Below are 25,556 nucleotides of genomic sequence, written 5' to 3'. Positions count from 1 at the left end.
GGTGATGAAGCCACACAGTCGGGCACAAAACCTGCCCGAATGCTTGGCAATAGGCCCGTTCGTGAGGTTTACTGCTGCTCTGACTGTGATCGGGGTCACCCGAGTCCAGCGTCGTCATCACACCCGGAGGAATCAATGTCCACACAGACGGCACCCCGTGCGGGGGCGCGGGTCCACGTGCAGAAGTTCGGAACCTTCCTGTCCAACATGGTCATGCCGAACATCGGCGCGATCATCGCGTGGGGCCTCATCACGGCCTTCTTCATCCCGGTGGGCTGGACGCCCAACGAGAAGATCGCCACGATCGTCGGGCCCGGCATCTACTACCTGATCCCGCTCCTGATCGCCTACACGGGCGGCTACAACATCTACAAGATCCGCGGCGGCGTGGTCGGGGCGACCGCCACGATGGGCATCATCATGGCGACCAGCTCGCCGCTGTTCAACGAGGTCTACGCCGAGACCGGCGGGTCGCCGATGTTCCTCGGCGCCATGATCATGGGTCCGTTCGGCGGCTGGGCGATCATGCGCCTCGACCGGCTCTGGGACGGCAAGATCAAGCCCGGCTTCGAGATGCTCGTCAACAACTTCTCCGCCGGCATCTCCGCGGCGATCATGGCCATCGGCGCCATGTTCATCCTCGGCCCGATCCTGCGCGCGGTGATGGAAGGCCTGTCCAACGTCGTCGAGTTCCTCGTCGACAACAGCCTGCTGCCCTTCACCGCCATCGTGATCGAGCCGGCCAAGGTGCTCTTCCTCAACAACGCCCTCAACCACGGGGTGCTCACGCCCCTCGGCCTCGACCAGGCCAAGCAGGCCGGTCAGTCGGCGCTGTTCCTCCTCGAGGCCAACCCCGGCCCCGGCGCCGGCATGCTGCTCGCCTTCATGTTCTTCGGCAAGGGCGTCTCCAAGGCGACGGCACCCGGCGCGCTGGTGATCCAGTTCTTCGGCGGCATCCACGAGGTCTACTTCCCCTACGTCCTGGCCAAGCCGAAGCTGCTGCTCGCGCTGATCGCCGGTGGCGCCACGGGCACCCTGATGAACGTCATGTTCGACTCCGGGCTGGTCGCCCCCGCGGCCCCCGGCTCGATCTTCGCGGTCTACTCGTCGGTGGCCAAGGGCTCCGTCCTCGGTGTGACGCTCTGCTGGTCGAGCGCGCTGATCGTGTCCTTCGTGGTCGCCGCCCTGCTGCTCAAGCTCGACCGCTCGGAGGACGACGGTGACCTCGCCGCCGCCGCCGCGCAGATGGAGGCCAACAAGGGCAAGTCGTCGTCGGTGAGCGGGATGTTCGCGGGCTCCGCGAAGCCCGCCGGCCCGATCAACTCGATCATCTTCGCCTGCGACGCCGGCATGGGCTCCTCCGCGATGGGTGCCTCGGTGCTGCGCAAGAAGATCCAGGCCGCCGGCTACGGCGAGGTGAGCGTCAAGAACCTGGCGATCTCCAACCTCACTGACGACGTCGACCTCGTCGTCACCCACCAGGACCTCACGGCCCGGGCCAAGGAGCGGACGCCCTCGGCGACCCACGTCTCGGTGGACAACTTCATGGGCTCGCCGCGCTACGACGAGATCGTGGAGATGGTGAAGGCCAGCAACGGCGAGGGTGGCGGCACCGCTGCCGCCGACGTCGCCGACGACGGCGTGGACACCGACGTGCTCCGCGACGACGCGATCGTTCTCAACGGGTCGGCGACCAGTCGCGACGCCGCGATCAGCGAGGCCGGACGGCTGCTCGTCGCCAGCGGAGCGGTCGAGGAGTCCTACGTCGACGCGATGCACGAGCGCGAGCAGTCGGTGTCCACGCACATGGGCAACCTGCTGGCCATCCCGCACGGCACCAACGAGGCGAAGTCGGCGATCCGCCGGACGGCCATCTCGTTCGTCCGCTACCCCGACGGCATCGACTGGAACGGCAAGCCGGCCGAGTTCGTCGTCGGCATCGCCGGCGCGGGCAACGACCACCTCGCCCTGCTGCAGAAGCTGGCCGGCGTGTTCGTCGACCAGGAGCAGGTCGAGCGGCTCCGTCGGGCCGAGACGGCCGCCGACGTCCGCGCCGTGCTCAGCGGGGTGAAGGTCTGACCCCACGCACCACCTGAACCGGACCGCCTGGCCGAGCAGCTGCAGCTCGGTCGGGCGGTCTCGTTCCAGCGCAAATGGGCCCAGCGGGTACCGGGCTCAGCGCAGCCAGGCGAGCACGGTGAGCACGCGCCGGTTGTCGTCCGCGGCGAGCGGCAGGTCGAGCTTGGTGACGATGTTGGTGGTGTGCTTGGCGACGGCCCTCTCCGAGAGATCCGGCGTTCGCCCTCAGTGGGCGGTGACGGTCACCGGGACGCCGCTGAGCGCCGCATTGCCCGAGACGTCGAGGCGTTCGGGGTCGGTCAGGTCGTTGATCGAGACCCCGGGCACCTCGGCGGCGTGCGTCATCCCCGGGTTGCGCGCGTGGCCGTAACCGTGGGGGAGGCTGACCACGCCGGGCATCATGTCGTCGGTCGAGGCGACCTCGACCTGGACGGTGCCGACCCGCGAGGTGACGGTGACCAGCTCGCCGTCGCTCAGCGAGCGCTGCGCCAGGTCGTCCGGATGCATGAGCAGGTGGTGGCGGGCCTTGCCGCGCGTCAACCGCTCGGTGTTGTGCATCCACGAGTTGCAGTCCTGCTTGTGCCGGCGCCCGATGAGCAGCAGCTCGCCCTCCGCCGGCGGCTCCACGGCGCCCAGCCGGGCGAGGTCGGTCAGCACCAGGGGCGGTGCGAGCGCGAGCCGGTGGTCGCGGGTGCGGAGCCGGTCGGGCAGCAGGTCGGGCTGCAGCGGCCCGAGGTCGAGGCCGGACGGGTTGGCCCGCAGCTTCCTCAGCGTGACTCCGTTGCGGGCCCGCGCGAGCAGCAGCCCGACCAGACGGGTCGGGCTGAGCGTCATCCGCGCCCGCAGCACCGCGCGGGCCTTGAGCGGGGGCTTGCGGTCCAGCTTGGCGATCGTCGCCAGTGCGACGTCGCGATAGATCTGCCAGTCGTGGCGGGTGTCCTCGCCCTTGTCGAAGACCGCGGGCGTGAACCGCGCGGTGTTGCGTACGGCGAGGGTCTGGAAGATCAGGTCGTAGTGGTCGCGCTCCAGCGCTCCCGCGGGCGGCAGGATCACGTCGGCGTGTCGGGTCGTCTCGTTGACGTAGATGTCGACGGCCGCCATGAAGTCGAGGCCGGCCAGGGCCTCGTCGAGCCGTGCGCCGTCGGGGGTCGAGAGCACCGGGTTGCCCGACAGGGTGAGCATCGCCCGCACCTGGCCGGGACCGGGGGTGGTGATCTCCTCGCGCAGGGCGCTCACGGGCAGCTCGCCGGCTGTCTCGGGCAGGTCGCGCACGCGCGAGCGCCAGGCGTCGTGGTGCCCGCGCCCGACCAAGCCGGTGCCGACCACGTCGATGGCGGGGGAGGTGAACATCGCGCCGCCGACCCTGTCGAGGTTGCCGGTGAGGATGTTGAGCAGGTTGACCGCCCACTGGCACACCGTGCCGAACTCGTGGGTCGAGACGCCGACCCGGCCGTAGGCGACTCCTCCCTCGGCGGTCGCGAGCTCGAGCGCGATCCGCTCGATCTCGGTCGCGGGCACGCCGCTCATCCGCTCCGCGAGGGCGGGGGTGAAGTGCGCGACCGCCGCCTCGACGTCGGCCAGCCCGTCGGCGTACGCCGGTGCCATCGCGAGGCCGTCGGCGAACAGCACGTTGAGCATGGCCAGCAGCACCCAGGCGTCGGTGCCGGGGCGGACGAAGTGGTGCTCGGTCGCCACCTTGGCGGTCTCGGTGCGCCGCGGGTCGAAGACGACCATCCGACCGCCGCGGCGCTTGAGCTCGCGCAGCCGAGCGGGGAAGTCGGGCACGGTCATCAGGGAGCCGTTGGAGGCCATCGGGTTGGCGCCGAAGACCAGGAAGTAGCTGGTGCGGTCGATGTCGGGGATCGGCAGCAGCAGCTGGTGGCCGAACATCAGGTGCGCCATCAGCTGGTGGGGGAGCTGGTCGACGGAGGTGGCGCTGAAGGTGTTCTTCGTCCGCAGCGCCTTGACCAGCCCGATGCCGTGGGTCATGGAGCCGAGGCTGTGCACGTTGGGGTTGCCGAGGTAGATCCCGATCGCGTCGCGGCCGTGTGCGTTGATGGTGGCGGCGAGGTTCGTCGAGACGACGTCGATCGCCTCGCGCCAGGCGATCTCGTGGAACTCACCGGTCGCCCGGTCGCGGCGCACCGGGCGCCGGAGCCGGTCTGGGTCGGCGTGGATGTCGGCGATGGCCACGCCCTTGGGGCAGATGTGCCCGCGGGACAGGGGGTCGTCGGGGTTGCCCCGCACGCCGGTGACCGCGCCGTCCTCGATCGTCAGGACGAGGCCGCAGATGGCCTCGCACAGGTTGCACACGCCGATCTTCGTCTGGCTGTTCGGGGAGGGGGCGGCCACTCGCGGATCCTCGCACGCCCACCGCGCGGCCGGTAGCGGCCGGGCGACACGCCGCCACCCCTGCGGGGGAGGCGATGGGGGGCGATGATGGTGGAATGTCCGGTCGGGTCGCGCAGCGCGGCCCCCACGATGAACACGGAGGCAACACATGGGCTACGGACTCGGAGTCTTCCTGCTGGCGCTCGGGCTGATCCTCGCCTTCGCGGTGCAGGACATGATCGACGCCGTCGACCTGACGATGGTCGGCTACATCCTCTGCCTCGCCGGTGTGCTCGTCATCGTGCTCACCGCCGTGCAGCTCAACGCACGTCGGCGCACGACCACGACGGCCACCACCACGGACGCCGAGGGTCGTCAGGCGACCACCCAGCGGCGTACGGAGTCGGACCCGCCGCCGCCGGCGATCTGACACCACACGACGAACGAAGGCCCCGCCGGATCACCGGCGGGGCCTTCGCTGCGTCAGGGACGGATCAGGAGATCAGGCTGTCGATGTTGGCGAACTCCGAGGCGTCGCCCGTGATGACCTCGCTGCGGCGACCGTCGATGGAGACCGGGATGTCGCCGGCGACGGTGATGCGGCGGACCTCGCGGCGCTGCTCGTCGAAGTCGGCCACGGCGTAGTGCTGCGTCGCCCGGTTGTCCCAGATCGCGACGTCACCCTGCTGCCAGGTCCAGCGGATGGTGTTCTCCAGGCGGGTGACACGCGTCTGGAGCAGGTTGAACAGCGTCGCGGACTCGACGGCGTTGAAGCCGACGAAGTGCTTGACGAAGTGGCCGAGCACGAGTGAGCGCTCGCCCGTCTCCGGGTGCACGCGCACGACCGGGTGGGCGGTCTCGTACTTCACGCGGCGGAACTCCTCGCGCTTGAAGACCTGCGTCTTGTCGTGCTCCTCGGTGTTCTCCTGCGTGGCCGCGTAGTCGTAGTCGTTGGTGTGGACGGCCCACAGGTTCTCGACCAGCGCCTTGAGCGGGTCGGGGAGGGCGTCGTACGCGGCGACCGTGTTGGCCCACACGGTGTTGCCGCCGTAGGCGGGGATCGTCACGCCGCGCAGCACGCTGAACGCCGGGATGCGGTCGACGAAGGTCACGTCGGTGTGCCAGCTGTTGGCGGCCATGCCCTTGTTGGCCGCGAGGCTCAGGATGCGCGCGCTGCCGGTGTTGACGGTCGGGTGCGCGGTCGTCAGCGGGCCGAGCTTCTCGGCGAACGCGATGTGCGCGTCGTCGTCGAGGTGCTGCTGGCCGCGGAAGAACACGACCTTGTGCTTGAGCAGCGCGGCGCGGATCTGCTCGACGGCCTCGGCGGGAAGGTCGGCCCCCAGGGTCACGCCGTCGATGCGGGCGCCGATGCGGCCGCCGAGCTGGTGGACGGTCAGGTCCTCGGTCTGGGTGCGGAGGTCGGGCTCGAGCTGGAGCGTCATGTCGATGAGTCCCTTTCGTTTCGTCGGTGGATGCGGCGTCAACCGTGCGGGGCCGCTCGGGTCCCGGACAACGGTTCGCGTCGCGCTGAGCGGAACCACGTCCACGTGGCGAGTCGAGGTGAAAACGGCCGGCATTTCTATTTAAGGTAAGTCAACCGATTCACTCGACAATGAAGGGAGGTGTTCGATGTTCGGTTCTCAGATGATCACGCTGGTGCGGGGTCGTTTCGGCTCGGCGGCCAGCCAGGTGATCGAGCAGACGCGGGCCTTCGGCCCCATCTCGCGCGACGAGCTCACGCGACGCACGGGCCTGTCCAACGCCACGATCAACCGCACGGTCGCCCAGATGCTGCGAGCTGGCCTCCTCGCCGAGCGCCCCGACGAGGTGGTCGTCGGGGCCAACGGTCGCCCGGGCATCCCGGTCGAGGTCGATGGGTCGTCGTTCGCGACCCTCGGCTTCCACGTGGGGCACGGCGTCGACACGGTCGCGATCGGCGACCTCGCCGGTCGCGTCCTGGGGCAGCGTCGCGTCACCCGCCCGCTCGACTCGGCGCCCGACCTCGAGGCACTGGCCCGCGTCTCGGCCGAGCTGCTCGGCGGCCTGCCGGGCCGGTCACCGCTGGCGGCCGGGCTGGTGGCCCCGTGGGCCGACCTCGACCTCGACCGGGAGGCGATGGGCGAGGAGCTCGGGGAGCTCCTCGGTCTCGACGTCACGACGGCCGAGCACGTCGCGGCCATCGCCGCCACGGAGTTCCTGCACCGTCGCGCCGGCACGGGCGGGGTGACGCTCTACGTCTACGCCCGCAACACCGTCGGCTTCGCGCTGGCGGTCGACAAGGGCGCGGTGACCGAGGTGTCCCGCGTCGGCAGCCTGACCCACTTCCCCGCCGGTCCCGACACCCCGTGCGAGTGCGGCGGCACCGGGCACCTGGCGGCCAACTACTCCGACCACGCGCTGCTCGCCCGCGGCGTCGCCGGGGGAGCGGTGTCCGCCGAGGCCACGATCGACGACCTCGTCGCCGCGGCCGGCACCGACGCGCGGGCCCGCGCGCTCCTCGAGGAGCGGGCCGTGGCGATGGGCCGGGTCGCGGCCATCGTGCGCGACATGGTCGCGCCGCACCGCGTCGTGCTGGTCGGGCAGGGGTTCACCGCCTACCCGCCCGCGCTCGCCTCGACCCTCGACGCCTTCCGGGCGCACAGCGCGGGGGCGGAGGTCGAGCTGTCGGTCACCCGCTTCGGCGGCGGCATCCAGGCCGCTGCCGCTTGCACCGTCGCCCTCGGCCCGATCTACGACGACCCGCTCGGGCTGGCCCCGGCCGTCCGCGACACCCCCCTCCCGATCCCTGCACCATCCACGAAAGGCAACATCGCATGACCGCGAACCGCACTGACCTGACGCTGCTGCGCCGAGGTGCCGCCGTACTCCTGACCGCGGCCCTCGTCACCGGCTGCTCGTCCGCCGTCGCCGACCAGCGCAACGGTGGCTTCTCGAGCGGCGGCGGTGAGCAGATCCTGCACATCGGGTCGACGAACGACATCGTCCCCGGCACGGTCTTCACCAACTCCAGCGACACCACCAACACCCTGATCGGGTCGGTCTACGACAGCCTCGTCGACTACCCGCTCGACAGCCTCGACGCGCAGCCCTCGCTCGCCACCTCGTGGGACGTCGCGAAGGACGGCACCTCGATCACGCTCGACCTGCGCGACGACGTGTCCTTCCACTCCGGACGCGAGTTCACCAGCAAGGACGTCGAGTTCTCCATCCGGACCTGGGCCGACCCCGTCTGGACCGTCCAGCTCCAGCGCACCGCCGCGGCGGTCACCGACTTCGACACCAGCGACCCCCACCGGATCACGCTGGGCTTCGACCACCCGCTGAGCAACATCCTCGACCTGCTCGACATGGTGCCGATCATCGACAGCGAGTCCTTCGACCAGCTGAAGACCGGCGAGGCCTACGTCGGCACCGGCCCGTTCGTCTTCGAGTCCTGGACGCCCAACGCCAAGGTCGAGCTGTCCGCCAACGAGGACTACTGGGGCGGGGCGCCCGGGGTCGACGGCATCGAGGTCAGCGTCATCAGCGACCCGCAGGCCCAGGTGTCCGCCCTGCGGTCCGGCCAGGTCGACCTGGTCACCGGGGCCTCCAACCGCGACCTCGCGACGCTGGCGGAGGACGACAAGTACACCGTCAGCCAGTCCGACTACGGCCAGCAGGTCTACGTCGGCGCCGACCTCGCCAACCCGGCGCTGAAGGACGTCCGCCTGCGCCAGGCCGTCGCCTACTCGCTCGACCGCGAGCGGATCCTCGACGAGGTCTACCAGGGCGCCGGCGTCACGACCTCCATCCCGTGGGCCGAGACCTCCCCGGCCTACGACGAGGAGCTCGCGCACCACTACGACCTCGACGCCGCGAAGGCGAAGTCGCTGCTGGCCGAGGTCGGCGACGTGGGCACGCTGCCGCTGAGCTACCCCGCCGGCAACGCCAACTACGAGGCGACCGCCCAGATCGTCCAGGCCAACCTGGAGGCGACCGGGATCAGGACCGAGCTCAAGCCGGTCGAGTTCACCCAGTTCATCAAGCAGCTCATCGCCGGCGAGTTCGGCGGCCTGTGGATCCTCCAGCACTCCTACGCGCAGTACACACCGTCCACGCTGGCCGTCAGCGCCTACCCGTTCAACGCCGACAAGAACGCCTCGCACTTCGTCGACGACGACTACAAGGCGCACGCCGACGGCGCCTGGACCCGCGCCAGCGGAGTCGACGAGGGCGCCGTGAAGCTCTACGGCGAGCTCAACAAGGACCTCATCGACAACGCGTTCCTGCTCGAGATCGCCATCCTCAAGGGCCAGGTCGCCACGTCGGACAAGGTCGGCGGCGAGTTCACCTGGTCCAAGCGCGGCGAGCTCCAGCTCGACGACGTGACGCTGGGCGGCTGACCCGTGGCGCGCTACCTCCTCAAGCGGCTCCCGTCGACGCTCGTCGTGCTGCTGGCCGCCTCCTTCCTCATCTTCGTGATGATCAGGCTGGTGCCCGGCGACCCGGTGACCGCGCTGGCAGGACCCGACGCGACCGAGGAGGCGCGCGCCGCGATCCGCGCCGACCTCGGCCTCGACAGACCGGTCCTGACGCAGTACGTCGTGTGGCTGGGGCAGGTCCTCACGCTGGACCTCGGCCGGTCCTACCGGCTGGGCGGCCAGGTGAGCGACCTGCTCGCCACCGGCGCCGCCAACACCCTGGTCCTGACGATCACCGCCCTGCTGCTGGCCACCGCGATCGCGCTGGTGGCCAGCACGGTGGGGGTGATCGCGGACAAGAAGTGGCTCAACGCGATCCTCTCCGCGATCAACACCGTCGCGGTGGCGGTGCCCACCTTCGTCACCGGGCTCGTCATGGTGCTGCTCTTCGCGGTGCTGCTGCCGATCCTGCCCGCGGGCGGCACACCGCCCGCGGGCTACCTCGCCCGGATCGACATCACCGTGCAGTACCTCCTCCTCCCGGCGGTCTGCCTCGCCCTGCCGGCGTCGGCGGCGCTCACCCGGTTCCTCACCGAGAGCCTGCGCACCCAGCTGCGCCAGCCCTACGTGATGACCGCGCGCGCCCTCGGCATCCCGCGTCGCCGCATCGTGCTCACCCAGGCGCTGCGCAACGCCCTGCCCAGCGCGCTCACCGTGCTCGGCATCCAGTTCGGCACGCTGCTCGGCGGCGCCGTGCTGGTCGAGGCGATCTTCAGCTGGCCGGGTCTCGGCCGGCTGATCGAGCAGGGCATCTCGGCGCGCGACTACCCGGTCGTGCAGGTCCTGCTGCTGCTCTCGGTCGCGGTGTTCGTGCTCACCCAGCTCGTCACCGACGTCCTCCACGCCGCCCTCGACCCGAGGGTCCGGCTGGCCGGATCCACCCCAGGAGGCAAGTGATGAGTGCCGAGATCATCATCCCCGGCGAGCTCGACGACTCGCTCGACCCGACCCAGCACGACGTCCGCCCGCAGCGGCGTCGCGCCCTCACGCAGGGCCGCGGCCTGGTCGGACTCGTGCTGGTCGGCATCGTGGTGGTGCTCGGCTTCGCAGCACCGCTGCTGGCGCCGTACTCACCCAACGAGCAGATCCCGGGCGCCAACCTCCTCGGGCCGTCGAGCACGCACTGGCTCGGCACCGACGAGGTCAACCGCGACGTGTTCTCCCGGATGGTCCACGGCATCCGGGTCGACCTGCTCGTGGTGTTCCTGGCCGTGCCGCTCGGCGCGATCCTCGGATCGCTGGTCGGGTTGGTGACGAGCTGGTGGCGGATCACCGACGTGCTCACGCAGCGCGTCTTCGACGTGATCCTCGCCTTCCCGTCGCTGATCCTGGCGATCGCGCTGAGCGCCTTTCTCGGCCCGGGACTGTGGACGGTGGTGATCGTGATCGTCGCCGCCGAGCTGCCGGTCTTCGGCCGCCTCGTCCGCACGTCGCTGCGGACGGTGCGCGAGATGCCGTTCGTGGAGGCGGCGGAGGTCGTCGGCGCAGGCCCGCTGTGGGTGCTGCGCCGACACGTCCTCCCCAACTCGCTCGAGCCGTTGACGATCCAGCTGGCCGTCTCGATGTCGGTGGCCGTGTTCATCGAGGGAGCCATGAGCTTCCTCGGTCTCGGCGTGCGGCCGCCGGCCGCGTCGCTCGGGTCGCTGATCCGGGACGGGGTGCGCACGATGTACGACGCCCCGTACTTCGCCGTCGGCCCGCTGCTCGTCGTCGTGGCCCTCGTGCTCGGCCTGCTGCTCATCTCCCAGGCGCTCGCGGAGTCCCGCCGTGCCTGACCGACCCCAGGAGACACCTGTGTCCAGCCCCCTGCTCTCCATCGAGCACCTCGCCATCTCCTTCTCCCACCCGCGTCCGGCGGTCAACGACATCTCGGTCTCCATCGGGGCCGGCGAGATCGTCGCCCTGGTGGGGGAGTCGGGGTCCGGCAAGTCCATGACCGCGCGGGCGGTGCTCGGGCTGCTGCCCGACGGCGCGACGGCGACCGGATCCATCACCCTGACCGGCGCCGACGGCTCCGAGACGCCGCTGCTCGGTGTCGGCGAGGTCGCGCTGAACAAGGTCCGCGGACGGCGGATCGCGATGGTCTTCCAGGAGCCGCAGACCGCGCTCAACCCCGTCCGCACGATCGGCTGGCAGCTGCGTGAGGCGCTGCGCGCCCACGGCCGGGTCGACAAGGCCGCGGCGCGGGAGCGGGCGGTCGAGCTGCTCACCCAGGTCGAGATCCCCTCGCCCGAGGAGCGCCTCGACCACTACCCCCACCAGCTCTCCGGTGGCCAGCGCCAGCGCGTCGTGCTGGCGCTGGCCCTGGCCAACGAGCCGGAGCTGCTGCTGGCCGACGAGCCCACCACCGCACTGGACGTCACCGTCCAGGCCGAGATCCTCGCCCTGCTCTCGCGCATCCGGGAGCGCACCGGCACCAGCATCCTGCTCATCACGCACAACATGGGGGTCGTCGCGCAGGTCGCCGACCGCGTCGTGGTGCTGCAGCAGGGTGACGTGGTCGAGGAGGCCGACACGCGAACGCTCTTCGCCTCGCCGCAGCACGCCTACACCAAGCAGCTGCTGGGTGCCGTCCTCCGGCTGCCCGAGCCCGACACCCGGGTGCACGCACTCCACGAGGTCGACGACCGGCGCGAGGTCGAGCCGGTCGTCCGGTTCGACGGCGTGCATGTCGCCTACGGCAGCCGCAAGCGCGGCCGGGCCTTCCCGGCCATCAGCGACGTCACCTTCGACGTCCGGGCCGGTGAGGTCGTCGGCCTGGTGGGTGAGTCGGGCTCGGGCAAGACCACCCTCGGTCGCCTCGCCGCCGGACTGGTCCCGCTCGCCGGGGGCGAGGTGCTCGTCGCCGGCGAGGACCTGCTCGGGGCCTCCGCGTCCCGGCGACGCGAGCTCCGGCGCTCCATCGCGTTCGTCCACCAGGACCCCCAGGCCGCACTCGACCCGAGGGTGAGGATCGGCGACACGATCAGCGAGCCGCTCGACATCCACGACGTCGGCACGCGCGCCGAGCGGCGTGCCCGCGTCACCGAGCTGCTCGAGGCCGTCCGGCTGCCCGCGTCGTACGCCGCACGCCTGCCCCACGAGCTCAGCGGTGGACAGCGCCAGCGGGTGGCCGTCGCCCGGGCGCTCGCCCTGCGACCGACCCTGGTCATCGCCGACGAGCCGACGAGCGCGCTCGACGTGTCGGTGCAGGCCGACGTGCTGACGCTGTTCCGGCAGCTGCAGGAGGAGCTTGCCTTCGCCTGCCTGTTCATCAGCCACGACCTCGCCGTCGTCCACGAGGTCGCCGACCGGGTGGCCGTGCTCAAGGGCGGGCGGCTGGTCGAGCTCGGGCCGGTCCAGCGCGTGTTCGCCGCGCCGCGGGCCGACTACACCCGCGCGCTGCTCGCCGCCGTGCCCGCGCCCGACCCGTCCGTGCGACCCGTGCGCGCCGATGAGACCCCCGACGAGGCCGCCGACGAGGACGGCCTCGCCTCATGACCCGACCCACCCAGGAGACTCCCGTGACCGACCTCGACCGCACCCATCTCCCGCACTCCGGCGTGCGGCCGGCCTACGAGCCGGCCGTGGACCTGCGCGACCAGACCGAGCCGCTGCCGTCGCGGCCCCGGCTCGAGGCGCCCGAGGGTGCTCCCAACGTGCTGGTGATCCTGATCGACGACATGGGCTTCGGCGCCTCCTCGGCGTTCGGCGGACCCTGCCGGATGCCCGCGGCCGAGGCCCTGGCCGACAACGGCCTGCGCTACTCCCGCTTCCACACCACCGCCCTGTGCTCGCCGACGCGGCAGTCGCTGCTGACCGGTCGCAACCACCACGCCGTCGGCATGGGCACGGTGCTGGAGATCAGCAACGGCACGCCGGGGTACGACGGCATGCGGCCCCCGACGGCCGGCACCCTCGCCCAGGCGCTGAGCGGCAACGGCTACGCGACCGCCGCGTTCGGCAAGTGGCACCAGACCCCGCCGTGGGAGCAGACCGCCGCCGGGCCGTTCGACCGCTGGCCCACGCGGGAGGGCTTCGACCACTTCTACGGCTTCCTCGCCGCCGAGGCGAGCCAGTTCGAGCCGCTGCTGGTCGACGACACCACGTTCGTCGACCCGCCCTCGACCGAGGCCGAGGGCTACCACCTCTCCGAGGACCTCGTCGACCGCGTGGGGGAGTGGGTCACCGACGTCCGCACCCACGCGCCCGACAAGCCGTGGTTCGCCTACCTCGCGTTCGGCGCCACCCACGCGCCGTTCCAGGTGCCGAAGGACTGGCGCGACCGCAACCGCGGCGACTTCGCCCACGGCTGGGACGCGCAGCGCGAGATCACGCTGGCGAAGCAGAAGGCGCTCGGCGTCGTGCCCGAGGACGCCGAGCTCGCGCCCTGGACCCCGGGGATCCCGCACTGGGACGAGCTCGACGACGTGCAGCGCGAGGTCGCCGAACGGCTGATGGAGCTCTATGCCGCCTTCGCCGAGCACACCGACGAGCAGGTCGGTCGGCTGGTGGAGCAGCTGCGTGCCACGGGCGAGCTCGACAACACGGTCGTCCTCTACATCCTCGGCGACAACGGCGCCTCCGCCGAGGGCGGGCTGGAGGGCACCCTCAACGAGGCGCTGCGCTTCAACGCCGTCGAGGACACCGCCGAGCGGATCGCCACCCAGCTCGACAAGCTCGGTGGCCCCGAGACCTACGCGCACTACCCCGCGGGCTGGGCGGTGGCGCTCGACACCCCCTACCAGTGGACCAAGCAGGTCGCCTCCCACTACGGCGGCACCCGCAACGGCCTCATCGCACACTGGCCGGCCGGGGTCGATGAGCCCGGCGGCGTACGCCACCAGTGGCACCACGTGAACGACGTCTTCCCGACCGTCCTCGAGCTCGCCGGCGTGCCGGTGCCGACCTCGATCAACGGCGTCGCCCAGGATCCGCTCGACGGGGTCTCGTTCGCGCCGACCCTGCGCTCGGCGGACGCGCCGGAGACCCACCACACGCAGTACTTCGAGATGTTCGGCAACCGTGGGATCTACCACGAGGGCTGGACCGCGGTGACCCAGCACAAGACGCCGTGGCTGATCCACCACCCCGACACCTCGATGGCCGACGACGTGTGGGAGCTCTACGACACCCGCAGCGACTGGACCCAGGCCCACGACATCGCCGCCGAGCACCCCGACAAGCTGGCCGAGCTCCAGGCGCTGTTCCTCGCCGAGGCACGGCGCAACCACGTGCTGCCGATGGACGACGGCGTGATCGGCAAGCGGATGGACGCCGACAAGGCCGGCCGCCGCCAGTCGCCGCTGACCTCGATCGTGCTGCCGCCCACCGCGCGCAACCTGCGCGAGGACGTCGTGCCCAACGTCAAGAACGCCTCGCACGCGGTCCGCGCTCGGATCGAGGTCCCCGACTCCGGCGCGGACGGGGTGCTGGTCGCCCAGGGCGGTGGCTTCGGCGGCTGGTCGCTCTACGTGCTCGAGGGACACCTCACCTACGCCTACAACTTCGGCGCGCTCGAGGTCACCCACGTCCGCGCCGACGTGCCGCTCAAGCCGGGCGCCCACGTCGTCGAGGTGCGGTCGGCCTACGACGGCGGCGGCCTGGGCCGCGGCGCCTCCCTCACCCTCGTCGTCGACGGCGAGCCCGTCGGGGAGGGCCGGCTGGAGCGCACGATCCCGTTCTTCTTCTCGATGGACCAGGCGCTCAACGTCGGCCTCGACCGCGGCACCCCGGTCAGCCCCGACTACGCGCGTACGGCGCGCACCACCGCCGAGCGCGGCTTCGCGTTCACCGGGCGGATCCACGACGTGCGCATCGACGTGGGGGAGGACGCGCTGGCCGCGAGCACCGACGAGCTGTTCCGGGCGACGCTCGTCGCCCACTGAGCCGGCCCGCGCTCATGGGGCGGGCGCGGGCTTTTGGGGGGTGGGCGCCGGCGTTGTTAGTCTTCTCCGGTTGCCCACCCCGGTGGGAATCGCCGTACGAACGGCCGCGGATCCAGAGAGCCGAGGGCATCCTGCCCCCGGCGCCGCGCAACGAGACCGGAAGGAGCCCCGCATGTCGATCGGTACCGACGCGGAGACCAAGAAGAAGATCATCGCCGACTACGCCACGACCGAGGGCGACACCGGTTCGCCCGAGGTGCAGATCGCGCTGCTCAGCCACCGCATCAGCCACCTCACCGAGCACCTCAAGCAGCACAAGCACGACCACCACAGCCGTCGTGGCCTGCTCCTGCTCGTCGGCCAGCGCCGTCGTCTGCTCAACTACCTGCAGAAGACCGAGATCGAGCGCTACCGCTCGATCGTCGAGCGCCTCGGCCTGCGCCGTTGATCTCCTGAGAAGCGGTTCCCCGTCACCCGGGGGGCCGCTTCTCAGCATTTCCGGCCCCAGCCGATAGGCTCGGGTCGTTCGGCAGAACCACAACTGAACACTCCAGATCCAGGAGCGGCCCGCCTCGCCCGGCTCGGTCCTCGGTAGTGGCCCTCAGGTGATCCCACGTGGTGCACCTGCGGGCCTCGATCGAAGACCGGCACTCAGAGGGCGGCGTCGCGGATCGCTCCGCGAAGAGAAAGGGAACCCCTTGAACGAGGGACCCATCATTTCCGCCGTCGAGACCGTTCTCGACAACGGCAAGTTCGGCAAGCGCACCATCAAGTTCGAGACCGGCCTGCTGGCCCGTCAGGCCGCCGGCTCCGTCACGGCCTACATCGACGACGAGACCATGCTGCTCTCGGCGACGACCGCCGGGAAGACGCCGAAGGACCACTTCGACTTCTTCCCGCTCACCATCGACGTCGAGGAGCGGATGTACGCCGTGGGCCAGATCCCCGGCTCCTTCTTCCGCTCCGAGGGCCGCCCGGGTGAGGACGCGATCCTCACCTGCCGCCTGATCGACCGCCCGCTGCGCCCGACCTTCAAGAAGGGCCTGCGCAACGAGGTCCAGGTCGTCATCACCGTCATGGCGCTCGACCCCGACATGCCCTACGACGTGCTGGCGATCAACGCCGCGTCGCTGTCCACCCAGCTCTCCGGCCTGCCGTTCACCGGCCCGGTCGGTGGCGTGCGCGTGGCCCTCATCGACGGCCAGTGGGTCGCCTTCCCGACGCACTCGCAGCTCGAGAACGCCGTCTTCGACATGGTCGTGGCCGGTCGCGTGACCGAGACCGGTGACGTCGCGATCATGATGGTCGAGGCCGAGGCCACCGAGAAGGTCATCGAGCTCGTCGCGGGCGGCCAGAAGGCCCCCACCGAGGAGGTCGTGGCCAGCGGCCTCGACGCCGCCAAGCCCTTCATCAAGCAGCTCATCGAGGCCCAGGCCGAGCTCGCCAAGGAGGCCGCCAAGCCGGTCCAGGAGTTCCCGATCTTCCTCGACTACGAGGACGACGTCTACGCCGCCGTCGAGGCCGCCGCGAAGGACGACACCGCCGCCGCGATGACCATCGGCGACAAGCAGGAGCGCGAGCTCAAGGTCGACGAGATCAAGGCCTCGCTGCTCGAGCAGCTCGCCGGTCAGTTCGAGGGCCGCGAGAAGGAGATCGGCGCGGCGTTCCGCTCGCTGAACAAGTCGCTGGTCCGTGAGCGCGTCCTGCGCGACAAGATCCGCATCGACGGCCGCGGCCTCGCCGACATCCGGCCGCTGCACGCCGAGGTCGGCGTGATCCCGCGCGTCCACGGCTCCTCGCTGTTCGAGCGCGGCGAGACCCAGATCCTGGGTGTCACCACGCTCAACATGCTCAAGCTCGAGCAGCAGCTCGACACCCTGAGCCCGGAGAAGTACCGCCGCTACATGCACAAGTACGTCTTCCCGCCGTTCTCGACGGGTGAGACCGGTCGCGTGGGCTCGCCCAAGCGCCGCGAGGTCGGCCACGGTGCGCTCGCGCGCCGCGCCCTCCTCCCCGTGCTCCCCAGCCGCGAGGAGTTCCCCTACGCCATCCGCCAGCTCTCCGAGGCCATGGGCTCCAACGGCTCGACCTCGATGGGCTCGGTCTGCGCGTCCACGCTGGCGCTGCTCCAGGCCGGCGTGCCGCTCAAGGCGTCCGTCGCCGGCATCGCGATGGGCCTGATCTCGGGCGAGGTCGACGGCGAGACGCAGTACGTCGCGCTGACCGACATCCTCGGCGCCGAGGACGCGTTCGGCGACATGGACTTCAAGGTCGCCGGCACGCGCGAGTTCGTGACCGCGCTGCAGCTCGACACCAAGCTCGACGGCATCCCGGCCGAGGTCCTCGCCGCGGCGCTGACCCAGGCCCGCGACGCGCGTCTGGCGATCCTCGACGTCATGGCCGAGGCCATCGACGCCCCCGAGGAGATGTCGGCCCACGCCCCGCGCATCATCACCGTGCGGGTGCCCGTCGACAAGATCGGTGAGGTCATCGGCCCGAAGGGCAAGATCATCAACCAGATCCAGGAGGACACGGGCGCGACCCTGTCCATCGAGGACGACGGCACGGTCTACATCGGTGCGACCAACGGCGACGCGGCCGAGGCCGCCAAGGCCGCGGTCAACGCGATCGCCAACCCGACCATGCCCGAGGTCGGCGAGCGCTACCTCGGCACCGTCGTCAAGACGACCAACTTCGGCGCGTTCATCTCGCTGATGCCCGGCAAGGACGGACTGCTGCACATCAGCAAGCTCCGGGCCCTCGCCGGCGGCAAGCGCGTCGACGCGGTCGAGGACGTCGTGTCGGTGGGTCAGAAGATCCAGGTCGCGATCGGCGAGATCGACGACCGCGGCAAGCTGTCGCTCGTCCCGGTCGTCGACGAGGACGTCTCCGCCGACGCCGAGGCCGAAGTGGCCGAGCTCACCGAGGCGACTGACTCCGAGTGACCACCAGCACCACCCGTCCGACCGGTCAGCAGCGCTCCGCTGCTGGCCGGTCGGCCGTTCCCCAGAAGGTCGGCTCGACCCGCACCGTCCAGACCGTCAAGGACGCCGACGGCCAGGTCACGTCCCGCATCCGCCGTACCCTCCTGCCGGGCGGCCTGCGCGTCGTCACCGAGCAGATGGTCGGCGCGCGCTCGGCGAGCATCGGCGTGTGGGTCAACGTCGGCTCGCGCGACGAGACACCCACCCTGCACGGCTGCTCGCACTTCCTCGAGCACCTGCTCTTCAAGGGCACCCGGGAGCGCTCGGCGCTCGACATCTCGGTGGCCCTCGACGCGGTCGGCGGCGAGTTCAACGCCTTCACCGCGAAGGAGTACACCTGCTTCCACGCGCGCGTCCTCGACGACGACCTGCCGCTGGCCGTCGACGTGCTCGGCGACATGATCACCAACTCGCTGATCACCGCCGCCGACGTCGAGGCCGAGCGCGACGTGATCCTCGACGAGATCGCGATGCACGACGACGACCCCGACGACGTCGTCCACAACCTCTTCGCCCACCAGGCGTTCGGCGACTCGCCGCTGGGTCGCCCGATCGCGGGCACCCACGACTCGATCACCTCGATGACGCGCGAGCAGGTCGTGCGGTTCTTCCGCCGCCACTACCGCGCGGACAACATGGTCGTCGCCGTGGCCGGCAACCTCGACCACACCAAGGTGGTGCGCGACGTGCGCCGCGCCTTCGGTCGCCAGGGCTTCCTCGACGGCGACGCGACACCGGCCGAGCACCGCAACACCACCAAGGCCCGCTCGGTCTCGCCGGGGGAGTCGCACACGACGCGGCCCTTCGAGCAGGTCAACCTCGTGCTCGGCATGAAGGGCCTGACCCGCACCGACGAGCGCCGCTACGCCCTCGGGGTGCTCAACACCGCCCTCGGTGGCGGCACCTCGTCGCGGCTGTTCCAGGAGGTGCGCGAGCACCGCGGGCTGGCCTACTCCGTCTACTCCTTCGCCTCGCACCACGCCGACGCCGGCCTGGTCGGGGTCTCGGTCGGGTGCCTGCCCGGCAAGCTCGACGACGTGCTCGCCACGGTGCGCGCCGAGCTCGCCAAGGTGGCCGCCGACGGCATCACCGCCGAGGAGCTCACCCGCGGCCAGGGCCAGCTCCGTGGCGGGCTGGTGCTCGGGCTCGAGGACTCCGGGTCGCGCATGTCCCGCCTCGGAAAGGCCGAGCTGGTCTACGCCGACTTCCTCTCGATCGACGACGTGATCGCCAAGATCGACGCCGTGACCCTCGAGGAGGTCCGGGAGGTCGCCGCAGCGCTCTTCGCGCAGCCGGAGATCCTGGCCATCGTCGGTCCGAGCTAGGAGTCTCGGGCTCGGCGGAGCCGAGGCTGAGGCACCTGGCGAAGCCCCGCCGGCGCGTCGTGCCGCCAGGGGACTCCTCCGCGCGGCGCCGTACCGCCCTCGCTGACGTCATGCGTTCAGTGAGGCATGTGCTCCGGAACGTATGACGTTCGCCCGGGTGGCGGCAGATCGAGGTGTACGGCGTCGCGTGACTCACCCGGGAGCGGTGCCCCAGCGACGTTCCGCCGCGTCGGAACGTGGGTCACGCACCGCCACGGGGGTACGGCGAGGGGCTCAGCGCTTGCCGATGATCCCGATGACCGCGGGCGCCTTCTGCTCGACGACCGAGACCCGGAAGCCGCTGCGCATGAGCGCCTCGGAGGTCTTCTTGACGATGTTCGGGACGAGCTCGGGCCGGTTGGCCTCGTAGAAGAGGTAGACCGCACCGCCGGGGACGACGCGCTCGTGGAGCAGCGCCATCTCGTCGTCGCAGCGGCGGACCCAGAAGAGGTTGACGTTGAAGGCGAAGACCTTGGTCAGCCGCTTCACCGGCACGCGCAGCGTCGCGAGGTCGATCTGGCGCACGACGAGGCGGCCGGCGTCGACGTACTTGGCGTTGCGACGCTTCGTGCGGTCGACGCCCGACTCGGAGCGGTCGATCGCGAACAGCTTGCCGGTCTCGAGCTTGCCGCAGATCAGCTCGGCTCCAGCGCCCGGACCGCACCCGATCTCGAGCACCTGGTCGTTGGGCTGGACGTCCATGAGCTCCACAGCCCATCGGATGCGCGGCGGGATCGTCTGCACTGGCATGGGCTACAGCCTGCCACTTCCACGTTCACGCGTCAGGCACCGCCACCCGACCAGCCCCCGACGCACTAGGTTTGGCCCGTGAGCGAACAGGTCAAGGTCGGTGTCCTCGGTGCCCGCGGCAAGGTCGGATCGGAGATCTGCCGGGCCGTGGAGGCGGCCGACGACCTCGACCTCGTGGCGCAGGTCGACGCCGGCGACGACGTCCAGCAGCTCGTCGATGCCGGCGCGGAGGCGGTCGTCGACTTCACCCACCCCGACGTCGTGATGGACAACCTCGCGTTCTGCATCGCGCACGGCATCCACGCTGTCGTCGGCACCACCGGCTTCGACGACGAGCGGCTCGACACGCTCCGGGGCCTCCTCGACGACAGCCCCGGCACGGGCGTCCTGGTCGCCCCCAACTTCTCGATCGGCGCGATCTTGATGATGCGCTTCGCCGCGCAGGCCGCGCCGTTCTTCGAGTCGGTCGAGGTCGTCGAGCTGCACCACCCGGACAAGGCCGACGCCCCGAGCGGTACGGCGCGGCGTACCGCCGAGATGATTGCGCAGGCACGACGTGACGCCGGCAGCGCACCCATGCCCGACGCCACGTCCACCGGCCTCGAGGGAGCCCGCGGCGCCGACGTCGACGGCGTGCGCGTGCACGGACTCCGCGTCCGCGGACTCGTCGCGCACCAGGAGGTCATCCTCGGCGGCGTGGGGGAGACCCTCACGATCCGCCACGACTCGCTCGACCGGGCCTCCTTCGCGCCCGGGGTCCTGACCGGGCTCCGCGAGATCGCCGGCCACCCCGGCCTCACCGTCGGGCTCGAGCACTTCCTGCCGCTCGACTGAGCGGTCGGCTCCTACTGGCGCGTAACCCGCGTCAAACCCGGCCGTTGTGCAGGTTTGTGCGATGCGTCGTCTTGCACCGCACCAGACCTGTCGGTGGCCAGCGCGCGCTGTCACGGTGGGCTGCATCGAATCCGGGATCGAAAGGACCACCCCCACATGCGAACCCCCATCAGCCTCGTCTCCCTCGCCGCGGCAGCGGTCGGACTGGCCGGACTGGCCTCCACCGGCGGCGCGGCCTCGGCCGCCGACAACGACGGCGCCGTCGCCGCCCTGACCTCCAGCCCGGCGATCGCCCGGGCCGCGACCGGCCAGGGCTTCGTCGAGCGAGGCACCATCGTCGACGCCGACGGCACGACGCACACCCGCATGGACCGCACCTTCGGCGGCCTCCCCGTCATCGGCGGCGACCTCGTCGTCCACCAGGCCCCCGACGGCACCCTCGAGAGCGCCAGCCAGACCCTCGCTGCCCCGCTGACGCTGAGCGTGAAGCCGGTCGTCACGGCGGCCAAGGCCGCCACCACCGCACTGGCCCCGTCCGCGGTCACCAACGCGATCACCGGCGACTCCGAGGTCAAGGCCCGGACGCTCGTCGTCGACGCCACCGGCGCCACCCCGCGCCTCGCCTGGCAGGTCGTGACCGGCGGGGTGCAGGAGGACGGCACGCCCAGCCGCCTCGCGACGTACGTCGACGCGAGGTCGGGCCAGGTGCTGCGCACCGAGCAGCAGATCGTCAACGTCGACGGCCAGGGCCAGTCGCTCTACTCCGGGACCGTCCCGCTGCAGGTGACGCAGTCGGGCTCGGCGTACACCCTCAAGGACGGCACGCGTGGCGGGACCTACACCACCGACGTCAACGGCGCCACGGACTCCCCGCTGTGCCAGATCCTCCAGATCGGCTGCAAGGCCGGCACGACGTTCTCCTCGCCCGACACGTCGTTCGGCAGCGGCACCAACGCCAACCGCGAGTCGGCGGGCGTCGACGCGCAGTACGGCACCAACGTCACGTGGGACTACTACAAGTTCGTGCACGGGCGCAACGGGATCTTCGGCAACGGCACCGGCTCGTTCAACCGGGTCCACTACGGCCAGAACTACGTCAACGCCTTCTGGGACGGCACCAAGATGACGTACGGCGACGGCGACGGCGTCAACTACGGCCCGCTCGTCTCGCTCGACGTGACCGGGCACGAGATGAGCCACGGCGTCACCGAGAACACCGCCGGCCTCACCTACTCGGGCGAGTCGGGCGGCCTCAACGAGGCCACGTCCGACATCTTCGGCACGATGGTCGAGTTCAGCGCCAACAACGCCAACGACCCGGGTGACTACCTGATCGGCGAGGAGTTCGACCTGAAGAACCACGCGGGCTTCCGTCGGATGGACAACCCGATCGCCGACGGCAGCTCGCCCAACTGCTGGAGCAGCAACACGAAGAACCTCGACGTCCACTACTCCTCGGGCGTCGGCAACCACTTCTTCTACCTGCTCGCGGAGGGCTCGGGCGCCAAGACGATCGGCGGCGTGGCCCACAGCTCGCCGACCTGCAACGGCTCGACGGTGACCGGCATCGGTCGCGACGCGGCCGCGAAGATCTGGTACCGCGCGCTGACGGTCTACATGACCTCGGGCACGACCTACGCGCAGGCCCGCACGGCCAGCCTGAACGCCGCCAAGGACCTGTACGGCGCCGGCAGCACCCAGCAGAACGCCGTCGCGGCCGCCTGGAGCGCCGTCTCGGTCAGCTGACCCGTCCACCCCGTTCTGCACTGGGCGGGCGCGCGTCCTCATGGGGGAGGAGCGCACCCGCCCAGTGCGCGTCCGGACGCCTCAGACGAGGCGGACGACGGCGGCCACGACCGCCGCGCCGATCACGACCACCAGGAACGGCGCCCGCAGCAGCAGCGCGACCACCGCGTAGCCGAGTCCCGCGGTCCGGGCGTCGAGGGTGAGCGAGGAGCCCGACGACCAGACCTGGACGGCGACGAGCGCGGCCAGGAGGGCCACGGGGATGAAGTCGGCGATGCGCTCGACCCGCGGGTCGTGCAGCACCCGGGCGGGCAGCGACAGGCCGGCCAGCTTGAGGGCGTAGCAGCCGAGCGCAGCCACGGCGATGGCGATCCACATCAGCGTCGCACCGCCGGACGCATCAGGACCCCGGCGAGCACCGCCACGCCGCCGGCCGCCAGCACCGGGACGCCGGCCGCGGTGATCGGCACGAGTCCCAGCGCCACGGCGGCGGCCAGCACCGCGACCACCTGGTTGCGCCGCTGCGACAGCCGCGGCCACAGGAGCGCCAGGAACGCTGCACCGACGGCGGCGTCGAGGCCGTAGGTGCGGGGGTCGCCCAGCGCCGTACCCGCGAGTGCGCCGGCCAGCGTGGCGGCGTTCCAGAGGACGAAGACGGCGACGCCGGTGGTGAGGAAGCCCAGTCGGGCCGCCGGCTGCGAGCCGCGGTTGACCGACATCGCGGTCGACTCGTCGATCAGGAGGTGCGCCGCGCCGGCGCGGCGCAGTCCGCTCCACCCCAGCAGCGGCGCCATCCGCAGGCCGTAGAGGGTGTTGCGGGTGCCGAGCAGGATCGCGGTCAGCGCGCCGCTCAGCGGGGCACCGCCGGCGGCCACCACCCCGACGAGCGCGAACTGCGAGGCGCCGGTGAACACCAGCAGCGACAGCGTGCAGGCCTGGAGGACGCTCAGCCCGGCGGTGACGGCGACGGCTCCGAAGGAGATGCCGTAGGTCCCGGTGGCGATCCCCACCGCGATCCCGTCGCGGATGATCCCGGAGCGCTCGGCGGCGGGCAGGGGCTCCGCGGCCATCAGCCGATCGCGGTGTGCAGGCGGACCTGCTTGACGACCGTCGTGCCGCTCCCGTCGAGGTCGAGCTCACGGTGCGCACCGTCGGCGGCCCAGCCGGCCTCGGTCAGGAAGCGCCGCCGGTCGTCGTCGGACGCGATGACCCAGGTGACGGCGCGGGTGAACCGGTCGGCGGCGAGCGTGTCGACGGCGGCCTGCAGCAGGCGCGAGCCGTGTCCCTTGCCGCGCTCGTCCGGGTCGAGGGTGAGCTCGCCGAGCTCCCCGTCGGCGACCGGGTCGACGTCGGGGTCGCTCGCCGGGCCGGTGAGCACGAACCCGGTCACCCGGTTGCGCTCGAGGGCGACGAGCACGCGGTGGCGCGCGTCCGCCGGCCTGCCGAGCGAGGCGCGCCAGGCGTCGGCGACCGGCGCGGGATCCGAGGGGAGAGCATCGAGGGGCACGACGCCGGCGTACACCTCACGCCAGGTACGCACCTGGACACCGGCGATCGCGTCGGCGTCGTCGGCCCAGGCGATGCGCACGGACACGTCGGCACTCGGGGCGTGGTTCACGCCCACATCCTCGCGTGCGACCTGCGGTGCGGGGGAGGGAGGGTCGGTCCGCGAGCCGGCCTAGACGGTCGCAGGGGTGTCCCGCCCGAGGCGTACGGCGCCCACGATCGACACGACGAGACCGACGACGACCGCGAGCTCCCAGCCGGGGCGGGTGGTGTCGCCGAACGCGGCAACCCCGATCAGGGCGGGTACGCAGGTCTGGACGACGATCAGCGGACCGGTGGACGCCGCCACGTCCGTACGCCGCAGCGCGACCGAGTAGAGCCAGAAGGCCACCAGCCCCAGCGCGGACACCAGGGCCAGCGCCAGCAGCGAGAGCAGCGGCTCGTCGGCCGACAGCCCGCGCGTCGTGACCGCCGAACCGGCGTAGCCGAGGCCGGACCACGCGCCCAGGATCCCGGCACCCCGCGCCAGCGACGGCCGGGTGCCGGCGACGAGGACCAGCAGCCAGCCGGCCCCCAGCGCGGTGAGCGTGGCGGTCGAGGTGGTCTGCTCGACCGACCCCGCGCCGGCGGCGACGAGCACCAGGCCCGCGATCACCGCGACGACCGCCAGGCAGCGGGTGGGTCCGAGACGCTCGTGGAGGACGACGGCCGAGACGACGGCGGTCACCGGCAGGGACAGCGAGATCGACGCCTGGGCGAGGTAGAGGGGGAGCAGCACCAGGGCGACGGCGTGCAGCACGAAGCCGGCGAGGTAGGCCGCCACCACGCCGAGCATCGGCCACGACCGCAGGGCGGCGTGCACGAAGCCGCGCAGGCCGAGGTCGTCGTCGGCGACCGCACGGATGGCGCTGGCCTGGACGACGGCCGCCACCCCGAACAGCGCCGCGGAGGCCAGGGCGCTGAAGAGTCCGAGGATCACGGCGTGGTCAGCGACCGCGGGCTCAGCGGTAGGTCTCGGGCAGGGTCTGCCCGATCTTGACCTTCGCCTTCGGGATCCGCATGAACTTCATCTGCAGCGAACGCATCACGGCGTAGTAGGTCGTGCCCTTGAGTGGCTCCTCGGGGAAGCGCCGCACCAGCTCCTTGCGGAGCCGGAAGCGCATCAGCACGATGTCGAGCACGACGAGGAGCACCGTGCCGAGCAGGATGGTGTTGCCGATGCTGACGAGGTAGATGCTGCCGGAGTAGCCCAGGACCAGCGTCACGATGAGCAGCGGGATCATCAGCTCGACGAACGAGAAGCGGGAGTCGACGAAGTCGCGGATGAAGCGGCGCACCGGGCCCTTGTCGCGCGGCATCAGGTAGCGCTCGTCGCCGGCCTTCATCCCGGCGCGGACGGTCTTGCTCGACTCGTTGCCGGCCCTGCGCTGGGCCGCGAGCTGCTCGCGCCGCGTCCGCGGGACCTTCGCCCGCGCCTTCGCGGCCGCCTCGGCCTCTTTGCGGGTCGGCGTGGGGCGACCCTTGCCGCCGGGCTTGTCCGCGGCGGGTGTGGAGCTGGTGTCTGGCGACTTGCTACGACCGAACAACGAGAGCCTCATGAGATCGGGTGGACGAGAGCCCCCAGCCTACCGGCGC

21 protein-coding genes are annotated in these 25,556 nt (G+C 71.2%); 13 read left to right on the top strand and 8 right to left on the bottom strand.

The window, feature by feature from the left end; translation table 11 throughout:
* The first annotated feature begins 135 nt into the window (after positions 1-135).
* Positions 136-2,079, top strand: a complete 1,944-nt coding sequence (locus C7S10_RS13035; protein WP_108344865.1) for a PTS mannitol transporter subunit IICBA — start codon at positions 136-138, stop codon at positions 2,077-2,079.
* Positions 2,080-2,304: 225 nt separating this feature from the next.
* Here C7S10_RS13035 and C7S10_RS13025 read toward each other — a convergent pair whose 3' ends face one another.
* Positions 2,305-4,431, bottom strand: a complete 2,127-nt coding sequence (locus C7S10_RS13025) for a molybdopterin-dependent oxidoreductase (protein WP_243395355.1) — start codon at positions 4,429-4,431, stop codon at positions 2,305-2,307.
* A gap of 148 nt (positions 4,432-4,579) precedes the next feature.
* Between C7S10_RS13025 and C7S10_RS13020 the strand changes: the two genes are divergently transcribed.
* Complete coding sequence (locus C7S10_RS13020; protein WP_108344863.1) at positions 4,580-4,840, top strand: DUF6458 family protein; 261 nt, start codon at positions 4,580-4,582, stop codon at positions 4,838-4,840.
* A 64-nt stretch (positions 4,841-4,904) separates the two neighbouring features.
* Here C7S10_RS13020 and C7S10_RS13015 read toward each other — a convergent pair whose 3' ends face one another.
* The gene (locus C7S10_RS13015; protein ID WP_108344862.1) at positions 4,905-5,852 is read right to left on the bottom strand and encodes a TauD/TfdA dioxygenase family protein; all 948 of its coding nucleotides are present in this window, start codon (positions 5,850-5,852) and stop codon (positions 4,905-4,907) included.
* Between the two features lie 187 nt (positions 5,853-6,039).
* On the opposite strand from C7S10_RS13015, the gene C7S10_RS13010 reads away from it, so the two are divergent.
* From C7S10_RS13010 to C7S10_RS12970, 9 genes are all read left to right on the top strand, one after another.
* The gene (locus tag C7S10_RS13010; protein ID WP_108344861.1) at positions 6,040-7,227 is read left to right on the top strand and encodes an ROK family transcriptional regulator; all 1,188 of its coding nucleotides are present in this window, start codon (positions 6,040-6,042) and stop codon (positions 7,225-7,227) included.
* Positions 7,224-8,792 carry an ABC transporter substrate-binding protein gene (locus C7S10_RS13005; protein ID WP_108344860.1) on the top strand — a complete coding sequence of 523 codons (1,569 nt, stop codon included), beginning with the start codon at positions 7,224-7,226 and terminating at the stop codon, positions 8,790-8,792. Before C7S10_RS13010 ends, C7S10_RS13005 begins: the two co-directional genes overlap by 4 nt.
* Before the next feature lie 3 nt (positions 8,793-8,795).
* Positions 8,796-9,767 carry an ABC transporter permease gene (locus tag C7S10_RS13000; protein WP_108344859.1) on the top strand — a complete coding sequence of 324 codons (972 nt, stop codon included), beginning with the start codon at positions 8,796-8,798 and terminating at the stop codon, positions 9,765-9,767.
* Positions 9,767-10,645, top strand: coding sequence for an ABC transporter permease (locus C7S10_RS12995; protein WP_108344858.1), 879 nt, complete (start codon positions 9,767-9,769; stop codon positions 10,643-10,645). The genes C7S10_RS13000 and C7S10_RS12995 overlap by 1 nt, the downstream gene beginning before the upstream one ends.
* Before the next feature lie 19 nt (positions 10,646-10,664).
* Positions 10,665-12,350 carry a dipeptide ABC transporter ATP-binding protein gene (locus C7S10_RS12990; RefSeq protein WP_108344857.1) on the top strand — a complete coding sequence of 562 codons (1,686 nt, stop codon included), beginning with the start codon at positions 10,665-10,667 and terminating at the stop codon, positions 12,348-12,350.
* 23 nt (positions 12,351-12,373) lie between these two features.
* Positions 12,374-14,737 (top strand): sulfatase-like hydrolase/transferase, encoded by a 2,364-nt coding sequence (locus tag C7S10_RS12985; protein ID WP_207769364.1) that lies wholly within the window; start codon positions 12,374-12,376, stop codon positions 14,735-14,737.
* A gap of 172 nt (positions 14,738-14,909) precedes the next feature.
* Positions 14,910-15,185, top strand: a complete 276-nt coding sequence (rpsO, locus tag C7S10_RS12980; RefSeq protein WP_108344855.1) for a 30S ribosomal protein S15 — start codon at positions 14,910-14,912, stop codon at positions 15,183-15,185.
* A 250-nt stretch (positions 15,186-15,435) separates the two neighbouring features.
* On the top strand, positions 15,436-17,682 hold the full coding sequence (locus tag C7S10_RS12975; RefSeq protein ID WP_207769363.1) for a polyribonucleotide nucleotidyltransferase: 2,247 nt from the start codon (positions 15,436-15,438) through the stop codon (positions 17,680-17,682).
* On the top strand, positions 17,679-19,046 hold the full coding sequence (locus C7S10_RS12970; protein WP_108344854.1) for a M16 family metallopeptidase: 1,368 nt from the start codon (positions 17,679-17,681) through the stop codon (positions 19,044-19,046). Before C7S10_RS12975 ends, C7S10_RS12970 begins: the two co-directional genes overlap by 4 nt.
* A 273-nt stretch (positions 19,047-19,319) precedes the next feature.
* On the opposite strand, the gene C7S10_RS12965 is transcribed toward C7S10_RS12970, so the two are convergent.
* On the bottom strand, positions 19,320-19,835 hold the full coding sequence (locus C7S10_RS12965; RefSeq protein WP_108344853.1) for a class I SAM-dependent methyltransferase: 516 nt from the start codon (positions 19,833-19,835) through the stop codon (positions 19,320-19,322).
* Positions 19,836-19,913: 78 nt separating this feature from the next.
* Between C7S10_RS12965 and dapB the strand changes: the two genes are divergently transcribed.
* Together dapB and C7S10_RS12955 are read left to right on the top strand one after the other, a co-directional pair.
* A complete protein-coding gene (gene dapB, locus C7S10_RS12960; protein ID WP_108344852.1) occupies positions 19,914-20,669 on the top strand; it encodes a 4-hydroxy-tetrahydrodipicolinate reductase in 756 nt (251 codons plus the stop codon).
* 156 nt (positions 20,670-20,825) lie between these two features.
* Complete coding sequence (locus tag C7S10_RS12955; protein WP_108344851.1) at positions 20,826-22,415, top strand: M4 family metallopeptidase; 1,590 nt, start codon at positions 20,826-20,828, stop codon at positions 22,413-22,415.
* A gap of 81 nt (positions 22,416-22,496) precedes the next feature.
* Here the strand turns inward: C7S10_RS12955 and C7S10_RS12950 are convergent, their stop codons facing one another.
* The 5 genes from C7S10_RS12950 to C7S10_RS12930 are packed head-to-tail and all read right to left on the bottom strand — an operon-like array spanning position 22,497 to position 25,519.
* The gene (locus tag C7S10_RS12950) at positions 22,497-22,793 is read right to left on the bottom strand and encodes an AzlD domain-containing protein (protein WP_108344850.1); all 297 of its coding nucleotides are present in this window, start codon (positions 22,791-22,793) and stop codon (positions 22,497-22,499) included.
* Positions 22,793-23,485 carry an AzlC family ABC transporter permease gene (locus C7S10_RS12945; protein WP_108344849.1) on the bottom strand — a complete coding sequence of 231 codons (693 nt, stop codon included), beginning with the start codon at positions 23,483-23,485 and terminating at the stop codon, positions 22,793-22,795. The genes C7S10_RS12950 and C7S10_RS12945 overlap by 1 nt, the downstream gene beginning before the upstream one ends.
* Positions 23,485-24,033: a GNAT family N-acetyltransferase gene (locus C7S10_RS12940; RefSeq protein WP_108344848.1), complete on the bottom strand. Its 549-nt coding sequence runs from the start codon at positions 24,031-24,033 to the stop codon at positions 23,485-23,487. The genes C7S10_RS12945 and C7S10_RS12940 overlap by 1 nt, the downstream gene beginning before the upstream one ends.
* Positions 24,034-24,093: 60 nt before the next feature.
* Complete coding sequence (locus tag C7S10_RS12935; RefSeq protein ID WP_108344847.1) at positions 24,094-24,900, bottom strand: hypothetical protein; 807 nt, start codon at positions 24,898-24,900, stop codon at positions 24,094-24,096.
* A 22-nt stretch (positions 24,901-24,922) separates the two neighbouring features.
* Complete coding sequence (locus C7S10_RS12930) at positions 24,923-25,519, bottom strand: DUF3043 domain-containing protein (RefSeq protein ID WP_243395354.1); 597 nt, start codon at positions 25,517-25,519, stop codon at positions 24,923-24,925.
* Between the last annotated feature and the right edge of the window lie 37 nt (positions 25,520-25,556).

It is taken from the genome of Nocardioides currus, from assembly GCF_003057875.1.
GTDB lineage: Bacteria > Actinomycetota > Actinomycetes > Propionibacteriales > Nocardioidaceae > Nocardioides > Nocardioides currus.
Note: the sequence above shows the minus strand (reverse complement) of the source record. Positions and strands in the feature narration are given on the sequence as shown.